14 protein-coding genes and 1 tRNA gene are annotated in these 21732 nt (G+C 41.1%); 6 read left to right on the plus strand and 9 right to left on the minus strand.

Translation table 11 applies throughout. The features are described from left to right. Positions 1 to 116 precede the first annotated feature (116 nt). From sprA to IPJ16_17835, 4 genes are read right to left on the minus strand one after another with little or no spacing between them, the layout of a single operon-like run. Positions 117 to 7553: a cell surface protein SprA gene (gene sprA, locus IPJ16_17820; protein MBK7629026.1), complete on the minus strand. Its 7437-nt coding sequence runs from the start codon at positions 7551 to 7553 to the stop codon at positions 117 to 119. An 18-nt stretch (positions 7554 to 7571) separates the two neighbouring features. Further along, positions 7572 to 8153, minus strand: coding sequence for a Holliday junction branch migration protein RuvA (ruvA, locus tag IPJ16_17825; GenBank protein ID MBK7629027.1), 582 nt, complete (start codon positions 8151 to 8153; stop codon positions 7572 to 7574). A 2-nt stretch (positions 8154 to 8155) separates the two neighbouring features. Then, positions 8156 to 9256, minus strand: a complete 1101-nt coding sequence (gene pdxA, locus IPJ16_17830; protein MBK7629028.1) for a 4-hydroxythreonine-4-phosphate dehydrogenase PdxA — start codon at positions 9254 to 9256, stop codon at positions 8156 to 8158. A gap of 6 nt (positions 9257 to 9262) precedes the next feature. After that, positions 9263 to 10537 (minus strand): leucyl aminopeptidase family protein, encoded by a 1275-nt coding sequence (locus IPJ16_17835; GenBank protein MBK7629029.1) that lies wholly within the window; start codon positions 10535 to 10537, stop codon positions 9263 to 9265. A gap of 329 nt (positions 10538 to 10866) precedes the next feature. Here IPJ16_17835 and mqnC point away from each other — a divergent pair, with 329 nt between their 5' ends. Continuing rightward, entirely contained in the window at positions 10867 to 11991 is a 1125-nt protein-coding gene (gene mqnC / locus IPJ16_17840; protein ID MBK7629030.1) for a dehypoxanthine futalosine cyclase, read from the plus strand. Between the two features lie 145 nt (positions 11992 to 12136). Here mqnC and tatA read toward each other — a convergent pair whose 3' ends face one another. The 5 genes from tatA to IPJ16_17865 all read right to left on the minus strand — a co-directional run bounded on the left by tatA (position 12137) and on the right by IPJ16_17865 (position 16257). Next, entirely contained in the window at positions 12137 to 12322 is a 186-nt protein-coding gene (gene tatA / locus IPJ16_17845) for a twin-arginine translocase TatA/TatE family subunit (GenBank protein MBK7629031.1), read from the minus strand. A gap of 71 nt (positions 12323 to 12393) precedes the next feature. Further along, positions 12394 to 13725, minus strand: a complete 1332-nt coding sequence (gene rseP, locus IPJ16_17850; protein ID MBK7629032.1) for an RIP metalloprotease RseP — start codon at positions 13723 to 13725, stop codon at positions 12394 to 12396. Next, the gene (locus IPJ16_17855; protein MBK7629033.1) at positions 13722 to 14909 is read right to left on the minus strand and encodes a 1-deoxy-D-xylulose-5-phosphate reductoisomerase; all 1188 of its coding nucleotides are present in this window, start codon (positions 14907 to 14909) and stop codon (positions 13722 to 13724) included. The genes rseP and IPJ16_17855 overlap by 4 nt, the downstream gene beginning before the upstream one ends. Further along, complete coding sequence (locus IPJ16_17860) at positions 14909 to 15772, minus strand: M23 family metallopeptidase (GenBank protein ID MBK7629034.1); 864 nt, start codon at positions 15770 to 15772, stop codon at positions 14909 to 14911. Before IPJ16_17860 ends, IPJ16_17855 begins: the two co-directional genes overlap by 1 nt. Positions 15773 to 15870: 98 nt before the next feature. Further along, positions 15871 to 16257 carry a dethiobiotin synthase gene (locus tag IPJ16_17865; protein ID MBK7629035.1) on the minus strand — a complete coding sequence of 129 codons (387 nt, stop codon included), beginning with the start codon at positions 16255 to 16257 and terminating at the stop codon, positions 15871 to 15873. A gap of 286 nt (positions 16258 to 16543) precedes the next feature. On the opposite strand from IPJ16_17865, the gene IPJ16_17870 reads away from it, so the two are divergent. The 5 genes from IPJ16_17870 (at position 16544) to IPJ16_17890 (ending at position 21690) form a co-directional block, all read left to right on the plus strand. Continuing rightward, positions 16544 to 16615: transfer RNA gene (locus IPJ16_17870), tRNA-Met, on the plus strand. A 436-nt stretch (positions 16616 to 17051) separates the two neighbouring features. Then, positions 17052 to 18239: an esterase gene (locus IPJ16_17875; protein ID MBK7629036.1), complete on the plus strand. Its 1188-nt coding sequence runs from the start codon at positions 17052 to 17054 to the stop codon at positions 18237 to 18239. 11 nt (positions 18240 to 18250) lie between these two features. Continuing rightward, positions 18251 to 19813, plus strand: coding sequence for a carboxylesterase family protein (locus IPJ16_17880; GenBank protein MBK7629037.1), 1563 nt, complete (start codon positions 18251 to 18253; stop codon positions 19811 to 19813). A gap of 44 nt (positions 19814 to 19857) precedes the next feature. After that, positions 19858 to 20931 (plus strand): sensor histidine kinase, encoded by a 1074-nt coding sequence (locus tag IPJ16_17885; protein ID MBK7629038.1) that lies wholly within the window; start codon positions 19858 to 19860, stop codon positions 20929 to 20931. Between the two features lie 3 nt (positions 20932 to 20934). Further along, the gene (locus IPJ16_17890) at positions 20935 to 21690 is read left to right on the plus strand and encodes a response regulator transcription factor (GenBank protein ID MBK7629039.1); all 756 of its coding nucleotides are present in this window, start codon (positions 20935 to 20937) and stop codon (positions 21688 to 21690) included. Positions 21691 to 21732 lie beyond the last annotated feature (42 nt).

A 21732-nucleotide genomic window follows, 5' to 3' on the forward strand; every position in this document is an offset into this window, starting at 1 on the left:
TTTTAGATGATAAAATATGTTTTGCGCCTTTGATTCAGCAAGCCAAAAATAGAGTTTTTTTTATTTATCCAAGATGATAAATGTCTTTTTTTGAATGCAGGGATACAATCTGTCTTCTATTGAACGAGTGTAAACTTAAGACTGAATCCGAAATTGGTGTTTGAAGTCGGGAATGTACTGGCCACAAATGGATTATTCATTGTGTGGTCAGCAAAGATCTGAAGGTTAAACCTGTCGCTCAGAACATAGTCTGCAGTTGTCCCAATTGTAAAAACTTTTTGCCCAACAACAGGCTGATTGACATTTTCTACAAGTTTACGTGCCAGTGTTTTGTTATCCCTTACAGAGAAATCGAGTCTCAGATTAAGATCGCTTTTCAGAGCTCTCTGACCTCCTCCTGTTTTGAGAATGATCTGGACATTATCAAATCTGTAGCCTGCACCGAATATCAATTCATTAATTCTGGCATCAGCTATCTGGTTGCTTGTCAGGTTAAGTGAAACAGTACGCGACTTTTTCCATTCAAATCTGGTTGTCATACTGTTTTTCCAGTTAAGGTCGACATTTATCATCGGACTGAACTGTTCGCTGATTGTCACAACATTTATCTCATACTGTTGTATATAGTTATTCTGCAAATCACGTATTCTGCTAATACCATCTCCATCAGCCCCATAGTTCATGTTTGTGGTATATGAACCGATCTGGTAGGTACTCCTGTACTGATGCATCAGATTAACTGAACGGAAGGTCCTCTGAATAAACTCAAATTTTGATAATCCGTCAAAATTGATTCGCCAGTTCGGCATCATTCTTAATACAGACGGGAACGGATCAAGTCCAATCTTTCCCGGATCCGATTTTGTGTATGCTGCCAGAAATGCCGGTATCAGAACTTCCCTTGAAGTCTGTCCGTACCCGCTCTTAAATGGCCCGTCAACCGGCAACCCTGTTATTGGATCAGTGTCAGGATCATAACCCGGGTCTATTTTCTGCCTTTCGTCTGCCCTTCTTTCAGATATTATCACCGCATTGCTCTTAAAAGCCTCAAAAGTTGGTGACACATAGTCATTCGATTTTGAGATCTTTTCAAAAGCGGTTCCCCACGAAATAACAGAGATCGAGAAGTTACCGGAGATTACCCTGTTGCGGGTGCTGTCGGGGAAATTACCATTATAATCTGCTATATAATAAGAACTTACATTTTCCAAAGTGCGACGGTCAGCATTAATATCAATCCTCATTCCGGGGAAAGGTTCTACCTGTGCACGTGCCGATATGTCAATTTTATCATTGAATAAGGCCGGTGTATTCAGCAAAGTATCAGTTGACAGCCATCCTTTTGTAACAGCATTATCAAAGAAGTCTCTGTCGCTGTAGCCAAGAATAAAAGGCCAGCCAGGGGCCATCATGTTATTGCTGCCCGACATCCCAAGGTATTTCGTACCCGGTGTGTATCCGGGAAGGAACTGCCCCTGTGCTGAAGTATAGGTAAGACTTACGGACCTTACTCCCATCATTGCTCTGATCATGTATTCTCCAACTACTATAACCGGATTGCGTGTCTTTGGTACCTTACCTTCAACTGTCACCCTTGCACCATCAGCCTGTTCATCAGCAGTAAAGTTAACCCTGTTATCGCTGATAATAACCATCTTACCCTTCACCTCTACTCCATTCTTGTCAAATACCCTCACCTTGACATCCCTTGATTTGAGGTTGTGATTAATTGCCCTCGGTACATTTGGTTTGAAGCTTATGTTATCTTTCGCATAGATAACAGTCTTCATCTCGGCCTTCATACGCTGAGCGGCTTCCGGACGAGTGTTGTTTTCAATGTTTTTCAGGAATTTTGACTTACCATAAAGAGTAGAAAGGTTAGCCATTGCTGTAAGGGTAAGCTCATTATGGTTCTTAATAGAATTACCAAGGTTGATATTCATACTGTCGGGGAAAACCGGACCTGCCAGCCAGGTATAATCTGCACCATACCGGGCATTGGCATTGACCCAGGTAAGCAATGGCAGTTTGTTTATCGGGATAGTATAGGTTACATTTATAAAGTGATTATATGTTGTTGTCCTTCCGAAATTCCTGAGATTAACCATAACTGAATCACGCCAGTTTTCATAGGTATTCCCGTACCTGCGCTTATCCACTCCGCCGAATGGTTCATCAATACGGGCAATATTGTTAGCAGTAAAATCGAACTTCAGCTGCCTTGTTACATCATATTTGAAATCGTAAATCCGGGTCCATTCAAAATCTTTTCTGAAGGATGGTTTTACCTTCAGATAAGGATTATTTATGTTCCTGGTTTTTACTTCATTATAAAACCTGTTCAGATCTGTACGGAATGACAAGCTCTTTGGAAACACATAAAAGTTGAAGTCTTTAACTATTCTGAATACCGGAGAATTTAAAATCTGTACATTCTTAAAAGGCATAAGATTTTTTGGCTGCGCCTCATAATCATAATTTATCCCGCCCCTGTAATTCTTTTCGACATCAATTTCAGTCTTGGTGTTACTTCTGTAAATCTCATTATAGGTGTAGTTTACACTAAGGTTTGCCGGGTCCCAGGCATGAGGCTTCTCTCCTCTTTTAGTGATTCCTGCATTACTGACAGTGATTGTCTTTCGCCGGGCAAAATCTTCAGAAATAGCTCTTATAGAATCCCTTACTGTCTTGTTCTTAGCGGCATCAAGTGCATCCTGCAGAGGTATATCCGGATCGAGAGGATTATACTGTGGTTTGATTCTTGTCTCGGAGTATCCAATGTATACCGGCAGCCTTACACCAATCTTCTCAGGGAAAAACTTCCCGAGTTCCACACTTGAAGAAAGATCATACTTTGAGATCTGTTCCTTGCTTCTCTCATTTACCTTTTTCTCAATACTTCCCCAACCGGGAGTACTTGTCTGGCCAACCATATCTACTGTCCCCAGATCAGCCAGTCTGGCCTGCATATGTGCGTTTGCTGCCCATCCTCCGTTTTCAACAAAGTCGCTGAGACGCAATTCATTCACCCACACTTCACCATACTTTGGATTTCCGTCATCAACTGTCTGGTTCCTTGTTTTGATTGGATTTCGTACTCCTATCATAATTACCCTGACATTGCTCAGGTTAGGATTACCGGAAACAGAGACTCTTGCATTTTCATGAGAATAAACAAATACATCTGATACACTTAAGGAAGAACCCGGTTCCTGCATCTGCCTGTTTCGTTCCTGCTTGGCATCCTGAAGAACAGAAAGGTCAATATCAAATTGATTCTCCACGGGCCATACTTCCGTCCTCTCCTTATCAGAGTTATTATCATACCGGCCTGGAAGAGTAAGCTTCAAAGGAATCTCATATTCATAAAAGTTGCCTTTATAATCGGATCCTATCCTGACAAAGGCCGTCAGCTCGTTATCCTGAAGAGGCTGTCCTATCATAGCCTCAGCATGTACTTCCATACGAAGCCGCCTGTATTGCCTTATGTCGAGATTTACATTTCTGAAAGCAGCCCTGGCATCTCCGTCTTCAAGATTCTGAATTCTGAGAACCATAGCCTGTTCATTCAGCTGCCTCAACTGCGGATTCTGAGGATCAGTTATCCTGTCAAATCCTGGCGGGAGAACATAATTCACAGGGATCTTTCCCGAGTTCTCCTCAATACTTACCGAGCTTATCTCAAATGAACCATCAGTAGCTTCAGGTACAGTTACGCGTTCTCCGCCCTCCATGAATGAAATGTTATATTTTCTCCACTCAGCTCTTACAAGATCGAGTTTTGCAAATCGCATTATAACCGGTTTATTGAAATTCTTCAGATAAACCCTCATGAAGCGGATTGATTTAAAGTCCTTTATCGGACCGACAACTTTCTGATAATCGGTAATAGGCACCTTGAACTGATACCATTTTACCTTGGATTTTGTTCCGTTGGCAAATGTAGCTTCATACTCTATCTCATCAACAACATAGTTTGATCCTACTTTTATATCGCCCGGCCTCATACTTACCCTGTACTGATAATAGCTTTCAGTTTCACTAAGTGTATTATCGCGGTTGATGTCTTCCATATCGGGAAGTGTGGAGCCCGATGTCGGATATGATTCCGTTGACATCTCCGAGGTAGGCGAATTCCTCTCCTGACCGTTATACTTCTTATACCTTTCAAGGATCCCTAACCTTTGCTGATCATAATCTCCCCCTCTGAAATAATGAAAATCATCTGCAGAAGGGTCATTAAGTATCTCCTGGTAGGCTTCGGGGGTGGTAATAAGCAACGACTTCTGGAGATAAGCATCAAAGAAAGTCTGTTCATCAGCATTGCTTAAACCATCAAGTCCCACATCCTGATATCGTCTCGATTCCGGAGCATTGTCAAATGCATGAACGACTGCCTGCACTGTTGGAACACGTCCCCATGCTGTTGTATCAATATTTTTGGCAACAGGCGAACCGGGCAGTCCGTTCTCAAAACTCTTCCGTGAGTCGCGGAGAATATCTTCAGAGACATTACCAAGGTTTATATACAGATCTCCTCCCTCGTGAGCAGGATCATTTACAAACGGATCCATTACCCAGAATTTCACGTACTGAATATTTGCCGTTTCAAAATCACTTGTAAGAACCTCCCTCATAATTCCGCCCCACCTTGATTTCGGATCATTCAGTTTACCGTCAGGGCTCAAACCTTCAGAATATGGTCCAGGATCTGTATCATAATTATTCGGGCCTCTCTCCTCAGGGTAATAGGCCAGGTTAAGTACTGTTATATTGGTTGGGATCCCGCTTGGACTTTCCCTGTATGGAAATATCTCATTTTCATAAACCTCCCTGACAAAATGACTCGACTGTTCAGTATCATTTTGTTTGATATGATCTGGTGTTGATGATCCATTTCTGAGAAACAAAGGATCAATCACATACCAGGCAAGTTTTGCTCTGTTAAAGCCGCTTACAAGGTTATTGTTAAACCTCGCTTCAGGAAAAAACTGATCCTGTCCCTGAGGAATACTGGCAAGGGTCCAGGCATTAAAGGACTTAAGATCCAACGGTATTTCACTTGCCTCAAAATCATCAATATATGAGTTGCCTGCACTTGAGATTGCTTTTGAGTGACCCGGGACAAGGTTTGCAAATTCTCCAAAGAATGAAAATGTGGAAGGTGTCTTTGTATCGAGCAGCGGGATCTTATCAATGATCTTTGTGAGAAGTTGTGATTCAGATTTATATGAGGTATTTAAGCCCCAGATTGTATTTGAAATCGGTTCCTCTCCGAAATTTACCTTTTGGGTATATGGTCGTTCTGTAAGATGAAGTATTGTACCTCCAATATCGAAATTATCTGAAACCCTGTAGTCGAGATGTGTACCAACAAGAGTCTTGGTCTGGAACCCAAAGAACTGGTTACTTTCAAGTGAAACCTGAATTGGTGTCTGTGATTCAATAAGTGCACTGTTAATGATACGAACAGTTCCCATATTATAATCGACAGTATAATCGGTATTCTCAGTAAGGGGAACTCCTCCTGCAGTAACTTTAACGGCTCCCTGGGGAATACTTGCAGCATTAAGCCTTATCTCTGAACCCGATTCGGAAGAGTATTGCCCGGTAATCTTGAATTTATTCTTTTCAGCCATCTGCCTCGCAACTGTCTGGGTTGAATCATAAAGTTCCTGGAAGACATATTTTGCCGCTACCACAGGATCAGCAATCTTGCGCCTTAAATGATTACCGAAAGGTTCAATAACAGGGAATACAATTTTTCCCCTGTCGATCACAACTGTAACGTCGCTGATAAAATCGAAAAAGCCGTCAGGCTCCCTGTCGAGCTGGGAATTAAGATTATCAAGGCCCATAACCTGCAAAAGTATCTGATCAGCCAGCTTGCCCTCAGGCAGGTAATTAATTGAGTTACCTGTCTTGTCATCCTGGTAGAGCACATTCATCTCAAAATCTTTCTTCTCAAGTTTTCCTGAACCGAGAGAATAGACGTTTTTCATCATCAGGTCCCAGGTAGGAAGTTTGGGGCTCAGAGTCGTTCCTTTGATAAGCTTCAGAATGAGTGTCTGCGGGGCACTTATTCCATCGGTTGAGAATTCACCTACTTTAAACAACTGACCGCCCAGAGTATATTCATAAGCAACAGCAAGAACTTCATCGGTATTAAGTGCCGTATTCAGTGAAATATAACCCAGCTGCCGGTTAAAATAGAATTCTCTTTCATTAAGCTTCCTTGCATTTTCTATTTTCTCAAAGTCGCGGCCTATCTGGAAATTGGGATAAAGTGGATCAAATGCATTTGTTACCTGATCAACATCACGAATCATTCCGTAAGAAGTGGTAAGCTGATCGTAAAGCTGGTTGGTGCTGTTCTGAGGATAGATCATTCCGCCGGAACTCTGCTGAAATGCAGGAATATTATTGAAGATATGACTTCCATTTTCGGCAAGGTCCATAAAAGCGACAATATTCCTGTTGCTTGCCTCTTCAAAACGGCTTGATTTATTAGTAACCCAGACTTCTATCCTTTCAATATTGACACCAGAGCTTACAACAGGAAGATTCTTTAGTGCATCATCATATGTATCCCTGAAATACTGAGAAAGGAAAAAGTGTCTGTTAGCCTCGTATTCATCTGCAAAGATCTCATAATCTGTCAGTTGAGCACCACCTTTAACCTCAATTACCGAAGATTCACCTTTTTGCTGCGACAGAACAGTAGTCACTGTAAGTTTACCAAATTGCATTTCTGTCTTTAAACCGAATAGACTGTAACTTCCGGTTATAAGTGTTCCTGTAAGAGGAAGGGTTACATCTCCTGCCTCTATTTTTCTGAGTATCTCATCCTCCTTGCCGGCATACTGCAGTTTGGTTCTGTTCTCAAACTCAAACATTGCATCGGTGTTGTAATTTACACCGAGCTGCATCTTATCACCTATTGTTCCGGTGACATTCATCTGGATCTTCTCCTTGAAATCGAAAGTTGGAATTGTCCTGAGTTTTTCAGAAAGTGTTGGATTCTGTGTACGGGAGATATTAATACCAAAAATAAGTTCTGCTGAACCCTGAGGAATTATGTTGATAGTGTTACTTCCGAAGATCTTGTCAAATGCTGCACCTCCAAACTCTATCTGGGGTATCAGTGCTGACCTGAATCCCGATTCATCTCCTGTAATTCGTGATTCCCAGTAATCGCGCATAGCCTTCTCGTATTCATATTTTCTGAATTCTTCAGGTGTCATGAAAACTGGTGTACGGTAATTATAAGAACCTATCTTTTTATAAAGGACATACTCATTCTTTTCAGGATCGTAAACAACTGTTGATTTAAGGTTTGATGGGTTGTTGAGAAAAAGAGGAGCCCTCTGTTTTGAATCCCAGGGTATACCTGTATCCTCTTTTAGTCTGAGCGGTGACCGGCGGGCGGTATCGGCCGGAACAGTATTTTGAGATGTAGCCTGACTCCTTGCTTCTGTGGTAAGGAAAAAAGAAGCTAAAAGTACAAGATACAAAAATACCAGAAGATTTTTATATGATATCCCTGATCCCAATCCGGCTTATGTTCTGAATTACAAGTTTTTAAGCGCTCTCTTTATCATGTCCTCAACAGTCAGGCTTTTTTCCTCCCTGACAATCTTGTCAAGAACCTTTGCGACAGCACTTTTGGCAAATCCAAGCATTACTAAAGCAGATAACGCTTCTTCCCTGTTTGTATTGTCTGTGAGGGTAAATATTTCACCGCTTCCTGCATGTTTGCCAATTTTGTCTTTCAGGTCAACAATTATCCTCTGGGCAGTTTTTAGGCCAATCCCTTTTACTCCCTGAAGAACATGCACATCAGATGAAGCTATTGCCTTTTCAATTTCACCCGGACTAAGTGAGGAAAGCATCATTCTTGCAGTGTTAGCTCCAACGCCGGATACTGAAATAAGTAACCTGAATATTTCCCTTTCACCGGAATCAGCAAAACCAAAAAGCTGATGGGCATCTTCTCTGATCACTTCATGTATAAGGATTTTATACTCAGTTTTACCCTCAATCAGAGAAAAAGTATTTATCGAGATATTTACCAGATAACCGATTCCACCGGTCTCAATAATCACAAATGTTGGCGTGTTCTGGGTAATATGTCCTTTAATATATTCTATCATGGTTACTGCTCTGCGTTAAAGATATCGGGAGGAAGTTCATCAATACGGTCGCTGTGAAATTCTATGTCCTGATGTTTTAAAGGATTCTTGCTTATCTCCGCATACAGCTGTCTGTTTCTGAAAATGTCGCATGCCAGATAAATAGCCTGACGGAATGAGTTTTCAGATGCCTCTCCTTTGCCTGCAATTGCAAATGCGGTTCCATGAACGGGTGATGTTCTGATAAAAGGCAGACCAGCAGTAAAATTCACACCGGAATCAAACGATAACGCCTTGAAGGGGGTAAGTCCCTGATCGTGATACATAGCAAGAATTCCATCGAATTTTGCGAATGACCCTGCACCAAAGAATCCGTCTGCCGGGAATGGGCCAAATGTAAGAATACCTTCCTTCTGGGCTTTTCCAATTGCCGGAATGATAATTTCTGCTTCCTCTGAACCAAGTAATGAATTATCGCCGGCGTGTGGATTGAGTCCAAGAACCGCAATTCGGGGTCTGCGTATGCCAAAATCGAGTATCAGTGAATGATTCATTAGTCTGATCTTGCGCAGGAGTGTTTCAACAGTAATCATCTCTGAAACATCCTTAAGCGGAGCATGACCTGTAGCGAATCCTATCCGCATACTCTCGCTTATCATAAACATAAGTGCCTCCTCAGAACCGGCCTTCGATTTCAGATATTCAGTATGTCCGGCGAAGTTAAAAGTGGCAGACTGTACATTGTGCTTGTCAATTGGTGCAGTGATAAGAACATCGATCTTTCCGTTTTTAAGATCATCAACAGCTTTTTCGATTGAGATAAGAGCTGCTTCACCTCCCTGCTGTGTTGATTTCCCAAGTTCAACCCGAATATTATCATCGAGGCAGTTTATCATATTTGCCTTTTTCAGATGAGCCTCTTCAGGAGTTCTTATGTTATTGAATGTGAAATTATTAACATTTAAAGCTTTCCGGTGATAGGCAGCTACTTTTGGTGACCCGTAAACGATTGGAGTACAGATATCATTGATCATCGGATCAGAAAGAGCCTTAATTATTACTTCATATCCGATACCGTTAATATCTCCATGGGAGATACCGGCTAATATTGTTTTCTTTTCCATAAATAATTATTTTTTTGCAGAATACCCGGCTGCAAGTCTTTTCAAAAATGTCGCAAGCAATCTCAAACCTGAAGCAGGACCGTTTTTCAGCCTGTAAAAATCATCCTTCTTGAGCATTTCAGTCCCTGCAATATCCATATGTATCAAAGGAAACTCGGCAAACTTCTCGAGGAATTTTCCAGCAGTTATTGCACCTGCTTCACGTCCGCCAATGTTTTTAATATCAGCAACATCGGATTTCAGGAGATCACCGTATTCTTCCCAGAAAGGCAACTCAGCGATTCTTTCATACACATCGTTACCACACTCTGAAAGCATGTTTATATACTTTCTGTCGGCATTGGTCATTACAGCAATTGCCTGATTTCCAAATGTCATCGCCGCAGAACCGGTAAGAGTGGCAATGTCTATAATAAGTTCCGGTTTATACTTCGAAGCATAACTTATGGCATCTGCAAGTATTATTCTGCCCTCAGCGTCGGTGTTTCCAACTTCAACAGTGGTTTTATTGTACATTGTTATAATATCACCCTGGGTATAGGCATTTCCGCCGGGACGATTATCTGTGGAAGGAACCAGTCCTATTACATATAGCGGAATACCTGTTTTTGCAAGGGTATATAAAACACCTGTGACTGTTGCAGCACCTGCCATATCACCATTCATCCCTGCCATAAATTCTCCGGTTTTGATATTTAGTCCGCCGGTGTCGTAAACTATACCTTTTCCAACAAGAACAATAGGATTCTTATTCAGGGCATTTGCGGGTTTCCATTCAAGAATGCAGAAGACAGGAGGGTCAACACTCCCTTTATTTACAGCCAGAAGACCTCCCATTTTGAGAGCTTCTATCTTGCCTTTTGTAAGTATTTCAACACTGAAACCGCCAGCTTCACCCGATTTTCTTATCTCCTCAGCAAGGGCGGGAGCGTTAAGGTGATTTACAGGTTCATTAATAAGATCACGGGAAAAATATACTGCATTTGTCAGCTCAACGAGCCATTTAATATCTTTATCTGCAATAGCGCCATGAAGAAGAATTTTCTTTAGGGTATTCTCCTTTTTCCCATCCTCTTTTTTAGTCTTGTATTTATCGAATGAATAGAGACTGAGCAGGAGGCCTTCGGCAAAATCTTCAACAGCACCTTTATATGCTTTCTCTGAAGTAATAACCAGTTCAGAATGATCACTGCTTTTGATCTTCTTCCTGAGTTTATAAGCAGCTTTACGGAGTTCTTCCCTGACTTTGTGCTGACTGACACCTTCCTTTAGTCGAATTATGCAAGTATATTTACTGTAGGAATTGATATAAATACAATCTTCTTTTGATTTCAATTGCTTTTTGGTGTACTCCTTTTCAGATTTGCCAAGAGCTAATCTGTCAGGAATGGTATCATTTCCAATAATACAAACAACTGATTGATCTGCTGAGATTTGAGATATCTTAAGAATTTCAGGTTTCATTTTTTTCTGCCTCAGTTTTAAAGGATGTAAAGTTAATTAAAAAATTGATTGTTTCGTTTTCAAAGCGCTACCTTTGCAGTTATTAATCCGGTAGCTGACAGTATTTCACAAGCATGAACAAGGATTAATATAAATTGTTTATTACTATGCTTTTAGAACAACTATATAACAAGGCACTCAACCTTACTTCGCTGACAAAGGAAGAAGGAGTAAGACTGTTTACGGAAGCCCCGGTTGAAGATCTGATGTTCATAGCCAATGAGCTGAGGCAAAAACATGTACCCGGAAATGTAGTCGGCTGGATGATCGACAGAAATGTGAATCTTACTAACATCTGTTTTTCGCAGTGTACTTTCTGCAATTTCTGCAGAAAGAAAAATTCAGTTGACGGATATGTGACTACCACTGAAGAATACATAAGCAAGATTGACGAGATGTATTCCCTGGGCGGTGATCAGCTGCTTCTTCAGGGAGGCATGAATCCGGAGCTTGGACTAAGTTTCTATACAGATCTTTTTAGTAATCTTAAGAGATTATACCCTGCTCTTAAACTACATGCATTAGGCCCCCCTGAAATTGTTTATCTGGCCCGGAAAGAGAAGATAACCTTTTCTGAGGTTCTCGAAAAACTTATTGAAGCCGGACTTGACAGCCTTCCCGGAGCAGGTGCAGAAATACTGTCAGACAGGGTAAGACAAATCGTATCACCTGCCAAGGCTGCCACCCAGGAATGGCTTGGAGTTATGAGGGAAGCTCATATCCTGAACCTCCCTACCTCTGCAACAATGATGTACGGGCACATTGAAACTATTGAGGAGAGAATTGAGCACCTAATACTCCTAAGGGATCTTCAGGACAGAAAACCTGCTGGAAATTATGGATTTGTCACTTTTATTCCCTGGCCTTTCCAGGATGAAGGTACTGTACTAATGCAAAAACACGGAGTAAGAAGCAGTTACACAGGACCCGATTATTTAAGGATGATCGCAATCAGCAGGATTATACTAAACAACATTAAAAACATTCAGGCATCAATACTTACAGTTGGTAAAGAGATTGGAATGCTTTCGCTTCATTCAGGGGCAAACGATCTCGGATCTATTATGATAGAAGAGAATGTCGTAAGCGCTGCCGGTGCATCAAACAGGTTTAATGCCAAAGAGATGCAGGAGGTAATTAAAGAAGCTGGTTTTGTACCGGGGAGAAGGAACCAGAAATATGAAACTTTTCTCCCCCCTGACCGCCCCCCAACCCCCCTAAAGGGGGGCTAATGCTCTCTTCTTAAACAAATTACAAGATTATATTGAAATATAGCCCCCCTTCAGGGGGGGTGGGGGGCAATTAAGACAGGGAGGCAAAGGGGCAAAAACAAAAAAACCTGCATTTCCATGCAGGTTTACTGTTAATATTATAACACTAGAATTTGTCCTTTTCTGCTGCTTCTTTATTATCCTCAGTAGCAGGATCGTACTTAGAAGCCTTTTTGAATTCTTTCATACCCTGCCCGATACCCTTCATTAGTTCCGGAATTTTACGTCCGCCAAAAAGAAGAACTACAACAAGCAGTATCAGTATAATCTCGGTCATTCCTAGCTTTCCCATCTCTTTATGTATTAGAATTTGTGCAAAGTTATAAATATCTTATTTATATGCAAATTACAGTAAATATTATTTTAATTCTTTATAAGTCTCAGAATATCATTACCATTAGCGAATAGCAACAATGCAAGTAAAAGCACCATTCCTGCTATCTGGGCATATTCAAGGAACTTGTCACTTGGCTTCCTCCCTGTGACAACCTCATAAAGCAAGAACATCACATGTCCCCCATCCAGTGCGGGGATTGGAAGGATATTCATTACAGCAAGAATGATAGAAAGAAATGCTGTAAGATTCCAGAAAGAGTGCCAGTCCCATTCACCGGGGAATATATTTCCAATAGTAATAAACCCGCCAAGTGATTCATAAGCTTTAGTATCTTTTGAAAAGAGGAGTTTGAACTGCTTCAGATAATCAGCTATTGTTTTGAATCCTTTATTTATGCCTGCAGGTATCGATTGGAAGAACCCGTATTTAATTGTTTTAAGTTCGAATATCTGATCGATTGATACAGATCTGTTTATACCAATCAATCCGGCTGCAGTTGGCATCACTGAAACATTAACAGCTTCACCTTTCCGTAAAAGATTAAGCAGTACCGGTTGGTCTTTATGCTCAGCGAGATATTTCTGAAATTCATCATAGTAGGTAAACTTAATGCTGTCGAGTCCAACAAGCTCATCGCCAATTGCTACACCGGCAACTTTTCCAGGCGACTCTTTACCGTATGATGAAACAATAAAAGGACCGAAAGGGATCCGGGGGTCAATTTGACCTTTTCCCTTCAGCATTTTTGGGATATATTCCTTTGGGATATCAATGTTTATTATCTCGCCATTACGATCAACCTGTATTGTCTTCCGGTCATTCAATACTATGTCGGAGGTGATCTGGATAAAATTTTCAATTTTCTGATTATCAACTGTCAGGATCTTATCTCCGTTTCTTAAACCGATAGCTAATCCAACTGAGTCTGTTTCAATACCATACTTAACACTTGATGTTGGAAGATAAGTTTCACCCCATGCAAAAAGTACCAGTACATAAATAAGCATTGCCAGAATGAAGTTGAAGACAACACCTCCGGTCATTATCAGGAGTCTCTGAAATGAGGTCTTTGACCTGAATTCATATGGCTGAGCCGGCTGCTTCATCTGCTCCTTATCCATCGATTCATCAATCATGCCTGAGATCTTTACATATCCTCCAAGAGGCAACCATCCTATACCATATTCTGTTTCACCCCTTTTATACCTGAAAAGTGCAAACCATGGATCGAAGAACAGATAGAATTTCTCAACTCTTGTCTTGAATAATTTTGCAAGAGTAAAATGCCCTAATTCATGTATGATAACAAGGATTGAAAGGCTCAGAACAAACTGAAGGATCTTGATTAGTATAATCATCTTTTTCTATAAAGTTTATTAATAAAATTATGTGCTTTCTCCCTTGCGTCGGAATCAGTAGCCTGCAGGAATCCAAGATCAGGAGAGGCAGACCATGTGGTATTTTCCATGGCATATTCAACCACATCAGACATGTCAGGAAAGGCAATTTTTTCTTCAAGAAAAGCAGCGACTGCAATTTCATTTGCTGCATTTAATATGCAAGGCAAATTGCCACCTTTCCGAATTGATTTATATGCCAGATTAAGATTTCTGAATTTTTCTGTCTCAGGTTCTGCAAAAGTAAATGATTTATAATCACTTAACTGAAGACGTGGAAGATCAGATATCAACCTGTCGGGATAAGAGAGTGCATAAAGAATCGGTACTCTCATATCAGGTACTCCAAGCTGAGCTTTAACAGAACCGTCGGAGAAATGTACAAATGAATGAATAACAGATTGCGGATGTACGATAACCGAGATCTGATCAGGAGTAAGGTCAAAAAGCCATTTTGCTTCAATTACCTCCAGTCCTTTATTCATCAGCGAAGCAGAATCAATTGTTACCTTGTGTCCCATATCCCAGTTAGGATGTTTAAGGGCATCAGCAGGTTTAACATTTCTCAGTCTCTCTTCACTCCAGCCAAAAAAAGGTCCTCCGGATGCTGTAAGTGTAATTTTCTCAACCGGATTGCCGGCTTCTCCAACCAGGCACTGGAAAATAGCAGAATGTTCGGAGTCGACCGGGATAATAATACTTCCTGATTCTCTTACCAAACGGCCGATAATTTCACCGGCAACAACAAGAGTCTCCTTATTGGCAAGAGCGATTCTTTTACCTGCTTTTATGGCGGCGATTGTAGGTTTCAGTCCTGAGTAGCCAACAATTGAGGCGATAACAGTATCAACAGTAGATGATGTTACAACCTGTTCCATTGCATCTTCGCCTGTATAGACCTTTATATTGGTATTTCTGAGATTCTCTTTAAGGAGGGGATAGTGATCTTTGTTTCCAATTACTACTGAATCGGGCTGAAAGCGCAGAGCCTGCTCGGTCAGGAGATCTACATTATTACCGGCAACAAGCACTTCAACTTCGAATTCCTCAGGAAATCTTGAGATAACATCAAGTGATTGTGTACCTATTGACCCGGTCGATCCAAGCAATGCAATTCTCTGTGGCATACCCGACTTATTAATCATCAGAATAAGATATGTTTCTCAGGATCGAGAGGGCTGCCTTTATACCAGATCTCAAAATGAAGATGTGGTCCGGAAGTATAAAGTTCACCAGAATCACCGACTACAGAAATCGTTTCTCCTGCTCTTACCAGATCACCAGTTTCCTTAAGCAGGCTTGCATTGTGTTTATATATCGAAATCAGGTTATTCGGATGCTGTACCTGTATGACAAATCCTGTTTCCATGGTCCATCCTGTAAAAATCACAGTACCATCAAGGGCGGCTGAAACAAGTGCCTTGGGTTTTGTGACAATATCTGTACCAAAATGTTTTGTCCTTACCTCATATCTCCCTGATATTATTCCCTTTACAGGAGGGAAAAAGTGCAATCCTGCCAGATTGGAGGCAGGCTCAGCCGGAGCTGGTCCGAGAGTCAGATTATACCTTTCTTCATTTTCGACGCGGGCCCTTAGGGCAGAATCATCAGAAGAAGAAGTGAAATTTATTGAATTATAACTCCTCGAAGTATCCTGGAGTGAAGAGAGTTCCACAGGTTGTTTTCCTGAAATAATGGCGTTCAGATTGGCGAAATATTTATCTCTCAGAGCGAGTTCACGATCGAGGGAATCAAGACGGATTGCGCTCATAAGTATGTTACGCCGCATTGTAACATCGGGATAACCCGGAATAAATTCCCTCAGATTTGTAAAAGCAATAAGTGAAGTAGTTGCGCCAATGATAAATACAACTAGAAATGTGATTAGGAGAAAAGCATTGTATTGAGTTAACCTTATCCGCCATACCTCTTCAAAGGTATGGTCGTTGATAACAGAAAACCTGTATTTATCTCGCCAGTTATTCTTTTTTTTATCCTCTTTTGCCATATATTTTACTCTAATCGGCTTGCAAAGGTAATAATCCTATCTCATTAATTATCCTAAAGAATTCAGAACATTTCGGATTGCGGATCGTGGATTGCGGATCAGCCAACTACCTTCACTAGTTTATCTTCACTCTGCCACAGGCCATGCTTAGTGCATACCGCCATAGCGGAAAGATTCATTGAGACTTCCGGAGCAACAATATAGAAATCTATCTCAAAATGTGAAGGTTTATTTCCGTAAACTCCAGCAGTATATCGTGCTTCAGCAAGAAGTGTTTCGCGGTTCCAGAGCTGGATTACACTTATAAAATGGTCGTGATCGTCGGGATGAGGGTACTCCTCTCCCAGCTTTACCTTTATTGCAAATTTATCACCGCGTTTTACTTCATCGGGACAAAATACATGAGGCATATGCCTGTCGAGATAGTCGCGTTTGACCTCTTTTTCCTCTCTCTCTATTTCGGTTGCTTTGAATACCCTTGGCATAGTTATTTGATTATTAAGTTTATTGTAAAACAGATATGCAAACTTAGTAATTAAAATTCAAAGACGGAATACCGGAGTCGGAAGACCGGAGACCGGAGACCGAAGACCGAAACCATGGTTCTTGGTTCAAAGTTCAAAGTTAAAAGTTAAAAGTTAAAATACCGAATACCGATTACTGATTACCGATTACGTTCTCCGGTCTCCCGTCTTCTGTCTTCCGTCTCCAATTATTTTTTCTTAAATAGTTTTGGTAATTGTTTTCATTGCATTACCTTTGCACCCAGATTGCGGGGTGGAGCAGTGGTAGCTCGTTGGGCTCATAACCCAAAGGTCGGAGGTTCGAATCCTTCCTCCGCTACAAAGAAAAAGCCTTGGTGCCCAGCACCAGGGCTTTAATATTTTCAATCCGTCAAATGCTTGCATTTGTAAGGAATGAAAATATTAAAACCCGTAGCTCCTTTATTCCATTCGCAATGTTGACAATGATATCTGAAAAATATTTGTTGTCTGGATCAAACAGATAGTATTCTTCCTGCATCAACGGATATGTCTAATTACCTTATTCTCTTTCAGGCAATTCTATTATTTGGTCTACCATCTTATTTAGACAAAATCTAAATGAAAAATATAGAATTGTGGCCCCGGTCTAACCCTGCTCATCATTGCTCTTACCAAACGCGCTTGCGGGTATGTTCTACCTCTTATTATCGTTGGTAAAACTGTGAATTTGTTATATCTTTAATTATTTGTAAGATGTTCTGGAATAAACCTATTTCATTATAAATATTTTGAAAATGAAAATTAAATATGCAATTATTGTTGTCGGATTAATCTGGATTTCGGGTCGTACCTTTGGACAACAGGCCAATGTCAATCTCGATTTCAATCCGCAAAAGAATACAGAGGGACTGAACCCTTTCAGCGCTCCTCTAAATTCGCCTGAGGTGCATGACGACCATACCGTTACTTTTCGGTTGAAAGCGCCCAATGCACAAAAGGTTGTTTTGCCAACCGGCGCAATCTACACGGCCAATAACCTGGGCAAAGATCCTATTCCGTTTACAAAAGGCAATGATGGCATTTGGACACTGACCATCGGGCCTCTAAAACCCGATATGTACGCTTATCATTTTAATGTAGATGGCGTTCAAATTGCCGACCCCAGCAATACCTACGCTGCTTTTACAGCTATGCCACCTTACAGTGAGTTGATTGTACATGGCGACGGGCCGGCATATTACGATGCACGAAATGTCCGGCATGGAACTGTGTCGCGCCATGTTTATCATTCGGAAGTAACAAAAGGTGAGCGTGAACTTTATGTTTACACTCCTCCGGGTTATAACCCTAAGGAAAAATATCCGGTTTTATATTTGCTGGGAGGAAGTGGCGAACTCCCATCTAACTGGGTGTTCGACGGAAGGGTGAATTTTATTATGGACAATCTGTTAGCTGAAGGGAAAGCCGTACCAATGATTATAGCCATCCCTAACAACCAGATTATTCATAGGAATCATCCCAAACATACCGAACTGACTTTTGATATTTTTGAAAAGGAGCTCCGGAATCATGTAATTCCGCTGGTTGATGAAGCTTACAGCACAATAAAGTCTCCCAAAGGCAGGGCTATTTCAGGTTTGTCGATGGGAGGCCGTCACAGCATGTTTGTCGGTTTTCGTTCGCTCGACCTGTTTGCCAATTTTGGCATTCTCAGCGCCGGTGATACCAATGCAGAAACTTCTCTGGCACAGTTTTTAAACGACCCAAAAGTGAATGAAAAAGTAGATTACCTTTTTGTTGGTCAGGGTACTGAAGAAGCCACAGGTTCTATGGGACAAAGGTGTTTGGTTCTGCATGAAGCATTGGTAAAACATAACATTGAACATGAATATTATACGGGTGGTCATGGTGGCCATGATTGGGCTACCTGGAGGCACCTGTTGTATTATCGATTTTTACCCACCTTGTGGAAAAACAAATAACTCAAACAACTATGAACACATTAATTCTTTCGATAGCGCTAACAGTCGCTGCTATCATGACCGGTTGTTCAACACTTTCTCCAGATCAGGTAAAAGTTGAACAGGGAATAGTGCAGGGAACGATTGAAGATGGTCTGCGTGTTTTCAAGGGAATTCCGTTTGCTGCACCACCGGTGGGCGATTTACGCTGGAAAGCTCCGCAACCCGCACCTAAATGGGATGGGATTAAAATTACAACGGAATATGCCCCGGCTGCTTTTCAAGGTGGAAATCCGCCTTCTGGAAAAAGCGAAGATTGCCTGTATCTGAACATCTGGACACCGGCAAAATCAGGAAAAGAAAAAGTCCCTGTTCTGGTTTGGATCTACGGCGGTGGTTTCAGTTTTGGCTCAACATCCGACCCCGTACACAATGGCGAACACCTTGCCCGGAAAGGCGTTGTGCTCGTCAGTATTGCTTATCGGGTTGGTCAGCTTGGCTTTCTGGCGCATCCTGAGTTGAGCTCAGAAAATCCTAATAAAGTCTCAGGAAACTATGGTTTAATGGATATGATTGCCGGTCTGGAATGGATTCAGAAAAATATTGCTGCTTTTGGAGGCGATCCGGAGAGGGTGACCATCTTTGGAGAATCGGCAGGGGGAATTGCAGTGAGTATGTTATGTGCATCGCCGCTGGCAAAGGGTTTGTTTCACGGTGCCATTTCTCAGAGTGGGGGTTCGTTCGGGCCAACCCGTCTCACAACGTATCCGGGTGAAAACATGAAAACACTTCAACAAGCTGAACAGGCCGGTATCGAATATGCCCAAAAGGTGGGAGTTGCTACTATCGCCGATTTACGCAAAATAGAACCCGATAAACTACCGATGGGCATGGGCATGGGCGGTGCATGGCCAATTGTAGACGGGGTTGTAATTCCCGACGACCAATACCTTTTATATGAAGCGGGAAAGTATAATGATATTCCAATTTTGGTGGGTTATAATTCCGACGAAGGTGCAAGTTTTTCAAGGGAAAAAACTCCTGAAGAATATTTCGAAGGTGTAAAAACCCGGTATGGTAAGTTTGCTGATGACCTGATAAAAGTTTATCCGGCTGCTGAAACGTCGGTTCCGAAAACAGCCCGTGATCTGGCTCGCGATGCCGCCTTTGGCTGGCAAACATGGATCTGGGCACGACTTCAAAGCAAGACGGGAAAATCAAAAGTATTCTATTACTATTTCGACCAGCACCCCGATTATCCCAAAGATTCACCGCGTTATGGTTTTGGCTCTCCACACGGTCAGGATGTGGCATATGTTTTTATGCAACTCGATAAATCGAAACCGGAGACTACACAATCTGACTTTGAAATTTCGGAAGCCATGGGAACATACTGGACTAATTTTGCGAAGTATGGCGACCCTAATGGCAAAGGAGTTCCGATGTGGCTAGCTTTCAGCGATGCCAATCCTGAGGTAATGTATTTGGGGCCAACACCTCACATCGGACCAGTTCCGAGTGCTGAATCGCTTAAAGTCCTCGATGAGTATTTCAGTTGGAGACGCACAGCGGAAGGAAAAGACTGGGCTAAATAAAAGCGTTTTTCATTCCTGAAGGCTTTACAGCAATGAATAATAATATGCAAAGCTTTTTCCTTCGCCTTTCAGTAGTAATAATATTTCATTTACTATTCAAACAGGGCGATCAGACATTTTCAGGTGCGTTTGAACCAAGCCTAAGAAGTCTGGTATTCAGCCTATATTTTGTTATTTACTGGATGCTTTTCTGGAAAGTCTGCAGCTTGATCTACAACAAGCTTGTTAGAAATTCACAGGACAAGAGAATATGGTACCGCAGGCTTTTTCTAGTAACTATGGTCATGTTGCTACTTGTCATTGCAGGATCGATGATCTTTAGCTATGGATATGCTTTGATGGACGACCTATTCGGAATTGTAAGCACAGATGATGTGCCATTTTTAAATCCGGCCTTATTTGGCTCATTTGATATTTTAAAATCAATCAAAATAAATCCCGAATTACTTTTTGGATTCATATTGTTTTTCATACTGGTATATGGAGCTCATATTTTTATTACTTCAGTAAAGAATATGAAAGAATTGGAGGTTGCAGCGGCTCAGCAGAAGAAGGAGAGTATTACTGCCCAATATACAGCGCTTAAAAATCAGGTTGATCCTCACTTCTTCTTTAACAGTTTAAGTGTACTGTCATCATTGATTTATGAAGATACTGAACTTTCAGCTGCTTATATTTCACATTTGGCGAAACATTATCGTTATATCCTTGAAACAAATACCGATAATGTTGTCATCGTTGAAAAAGAGCTTGAAATACTGGATTCCTACTATTTCCTGATTAAAATCCGTTATCAGGATCTTATCAATTTAATTGTGAAACTGACGGCACAAACCAGATCAGGATGCAGAATACTCCCTCACTCACTTCTGATGCTCGCTGAGAATGCTGTGAAACATAACGTATTTACAAAGGAGAACCTGTTGGTAGTTGAGATCCTTGAAGATGAAGAATATATTATTGTACGCAATAATATAAGCAGACGTAAATTGTTGCAGGAATCAACAGGTATTGGATTGAAAAATATCAGAAAGAGATATGCCCTGGAAAGCAATAAGGAGGTGCTTATAGAGGAATCAGGTAATTATTTTGTTGTAAAACTTCCCAAACTCAGTTGAAGTATGAAGATATTGATTATAGAAGATGAGCAACGCACTGCAGATCTGATCATAAGGTTTATAAAACAATACGATAACTCATATTCTGTACTTGCAGTGATTGATTCGGTTGCAACGGGAATGCAATGGTTTATACACAATACTGAGATGCCAGACCTAATTCTTGCAGATATCCAGCTGACCGACGGAACGTCATTTGATCTTTTTGATCAGGTGAATTTGAAACTTCCTGTGATATTTATAACTGCCTATAACGAATTTGCATTAAATGCCTTCAGGTTGAACAGTATTGATTATTTACTGAAACCATTGAATTCTGATGATCTAAAAAAGGCTTTTGACAAATTTATTAGAACGAAGGAAGCATATCTGAAAGTAAATCTTAAAGAGTATAATCAAATCATTTCGACGGGTCAGAAAACCTATAAGCGGAGGTTTCTTGTAAAGTCGGGCAATAATTACAAATACCTTTCATCAGATGAAATTGCATTTTTCTTTGCTGAAGATGGACTGGTGTTTGCAGGATTACTGAAAGGGGGAAGATCAATTGTAGAACACAGTATTACTGAATTGAGTGATTTACTTGATCCTGAACAGTTTTTTCAGGTAAACCGAAATACCATTGCAAGTATTAAAGCTATTAATAAATTTTCAGGCTATTTTAACCGCCGGCTGATCATGCAACTCCTGCCTGACAATCATGAAGTTATAGTAAGCCGTGAAAGGGTTCAGGGCTTCAAAGAGTGGCTTAATAAATAAGACCCCTGTCCAATCCGCATCCGCAGAAGTACAATTCAGGTT

The sequence above is a fragment of the Bacteroidales bacterium genome (assembly GCA_016709865.1).
Lineage (GTDB): Bacteria > Bacteroidota > Bacteroidia > Bacteroidales > VadinHA17 > LD21.